3 protein-coding genes are annotated in these 2,817 nt (G+C 44.9%); 2 read left to right on the top strand and 1 reads right to left on the bottom strand.

The window, feature by feature from the left end; all coding sequences use genetic code 11:
• Positions 1–1,039 (top strand): metal ABC transporter substrate-binding protein (locus tag QZZ41_RS00390; protein WP_367267420.1); only part of this gene is annotated, 1,039 nt, incomplete at its 5' end.
• A 111-nt stretch (positions 1,040–1,150) separates the two neighbouring features.
• Here the strand turns inward: QZZ41_RS00390 and QZZ41_RS00385 are convergent.
• Positions 1,151–2,296, bottom strand: a complete 1,146-nt coding sequence (locus QZZ41_RS00385; RefSeq protein WP_295066625.1) for an alpha/beta hydrolase-fold protein — start codon at positions 2,294–2,296, stop codon at positions 1,151–1,153.
• Between the two features lie 145 nt (positions 2,297–2,441).
• On the opposite strand from QZZ41_RS00385, the gene QZZ41_RS00380 reads away from it, so the two are divergent.
• On the top strand, positions 2,442–2,618 hold the full coding sequence (locus tag QZZ41_RS00380) for a hypothetical protein (RefSeq protein ID WP_295066622.1): 177 nt from the start codon (positions 2,442–2,444) through the stop codon (positions 2,616–2,618).
• Positions 2,619–2,817 lie beyond the last annotated feature (199 nt).

Below are 2,817 nucleotides of genomic sequence, written 5' to 3'. Positions count from 1 at the left end.
GGTTTTAACAGCTATGAGTTTTATGCTGGCTACTTCAGCATTAACAGGCTGTTCGTCTGCTAATGGTAAAGCAGCATCTGAAAAAAGTGAGACAGGTGCAACTGTAACAGCTACAGAGAATAATGAAACAAAGACTGATGCAGAGCCATTGAAGGTCGTATGCACTATATTTCCCGAGTATGACTGGACAAAGGAGATACTCGGCAGCCATGCCGAAAACGTTGATATATCCTATCTGCTTGACAGCGGTATAGACCTGCATAATTATCAGCCCACAGCTGATGATATTATGAAGATATCGACCTGTGATCTGTTCGTGTATGTAGGCGGCGAGTCTGACGAGTGGGTGGAAGATGCACTCGAAAATGCAGTAAACAAGGATATGAAGGTCATCAACCTTATGGACGCTCTCGGCGATTTTGCAAAGGCTGAGGAGCTGAAAGAAGGTATGCAGGGCGAGGAAGAAGAGGAGTCCGAAGAGGAAGATGAAGAGGAAGAGATCGAATACGATGAACACGTATGGCTCTCACTGAAAAATGCAAAGCTCCTCTGTACAGAAATAGAAAGCAGTCTTGAGGCGATAGATCCTGCAAATGCTGCTGACTATAAATCTAACCTTGCAAGCTATGTTTCAGAGCTTGATGAGCTTGACAGCAGTTTCAAGGCACTTGTGGACAGTGCTTCCGTAAAAACTCTTATATTCGGTGACAGATTCCCATTCCGCTATTTTGTAGACGATTACAGACTTGATTACTTTGCAGCATTTATCGGCTGTTCAGCTGAATCCGAAGCAAGCTTTGAAACTATCAAATTCCTTTCCGATAAAGTTAAGGAGTTAGGCTGCGATACTGTATATACACTTGAAAACTCAAACAAGGATATAGCAAATGCAGTTATTTCAAGCTCGGGAAAGAGCGGCGTCAAGATAGCTGAACTTAATTCGCTACAGTCTGTATCCAAAAATGATATAAAGGACGGTGCAAGCTATATCTCGCTTATGCAGAAGAATTACGACGTTCTGAGCGGTACGCTCAAATGAGATGCGGAGTTACTGCACTTACAGTGAGTTATTAATTCGGCGAGTATGATAATAGTATGAACAAGCCCCGAGGCATTGTCTCGGGGCTTGGATTTTATATAAGCGACGGCATTATTTAGCTTTAAATACATATCTTAGGAAATTATACATATGCGCTCTTACGGATATAGAACCGTGGTCGCCGTCAGTAAGCTGATGCCAGATATGTTCCACGCCGTTTTGAGTGAGCGTGTCATGGTAGCTGTCGGGAGCATCTCCTACAGTACCGTCAAATCTTGTGCAGGTTATCATTAAAACATACGGGCTCGGAGCTGAGCCGAAGCAGAATTCACTGGGAGATATACAGCCTTCGTGAGTCATATTTCCGTCAACAGTAGGGAATATACCCGGAGCAGGGCATACTCCGCCCACATAGCCATAGAGATCAGGTCTTGTGACTCCAACATAGAGAGCCTCTCTGCCGCCCATTGAAAAACCTGTAACAGCAGTATTTTCTCTGCCTTCCTTTATAGGGTAATTCTCTTTCATAAACGGCATGATGCTGTTTTCGAGATCCTCGCGGATAGCATCGTATGCACGGGAGGACTCATTTGTGAATGCAGGGAAGATGTTCTCCTTTGTGGTGAACATCTGTGGAAAAACGATTATCATTTTCTCAGCTTCACCCGAAGCTACAAGGTTTCCGAGCATTGTCTGTATCTTCATGCTTTCATCGAGCATGGAGTCCTCAGAGCCGAATATACCGTGGAAAACATATATTACAGGGTATTTCTGACTGCTGTCGTATCCCGGCGGAAGCAGGATATTGAGGTTCTTTTCGCGCTGAGCGTCCTTTGAGAAGTAGGGCTTTTTCTCGATAGTGCCGTAGTCAACTCCGCCGCGTGTTTCAAGGACTGACGGCTCCTCATGCATATGTATATCTGCTGCCATTTTTTGCATATAGCTGTCTCCGTTCTGAGTTGTTGAGGTCGTTACAGGAGGTTCAGAAGTCGTTGTCTCAGTGGTCGTCACAGCAGCCGGCGGCAGATCTTTTCTCTCGCCGAGTATGTACTGCGATAACAGCACAAGGTCGTTGACCTGCGTTTTGCCGTCTCCGTCGATATCCGTTGACGGGTCGACCTGTCCGCCTGAAAACATATTTACAACGCCCTTTCGGCAAAGGATGAGATCGAACGCGTCAACTCTGCCGTCGCTGTTGATGTCGCCTCTGACCGCTGCTTTTTTTGATATTATAACACAGCGGTCCCATAAAATCAAGCCTGATCCTCCTCGCAGTCAGGCAATAATGTGTCGTCCGTTTCTCCGTTTAATGGCTATATACCGATGAAAAGGCACATTGACGGAATGTCTTGTTTTTTAGACACAGCTCATGCTATAATGATAAAAAAGATACGGACGTATTATGAAGGAGATCGGAGCTATCGATCGCAGCTTCAGCACAGATAACATTCTTGTTGTTCACAAGGACAGATACAATGCTGCTCTCAACATTGCGTATGAGATAGCTCTGTGCTACGATCCGGATCTTGAATGTTACAAAAAGAAAAAATGCAAACGGCTGTATATGGCTTATTTCTAAGAAAAGGAGAGATGCTGATGAAAAAACCGAATATCCTTGTCATGTCCGCAAGAGAGGCTCTTACGGATATTTATTATGAGGGTACTCCCGAAGAGAGGTTTCTGCGATAAGGAAAGTGCTTACATTAGGCCTTTGGCTGCGGTTATCGATCCATGTTCCTGATACGTGTTTGCTTTCAGCCTCTCGAAGTCAGAGCGAG

This window comes from Ruminococcus sp., from assembly GCF_016283395.1.
Note: the sequence above shows the minus strand (reverse complement) of the source record. Positions and strands in the feature narration are given on the sequence as shown.

Bases quoted from the DNA above. Each gene is read 5' to 3' on its own strand.
- QZZ41_RS00380 (WP_295066622.1), top strand. From the start codon at position 2,442: ATGAAGGAGATCGGAGCTATCGATCGCAGCTTCAGCACAGATAACATT.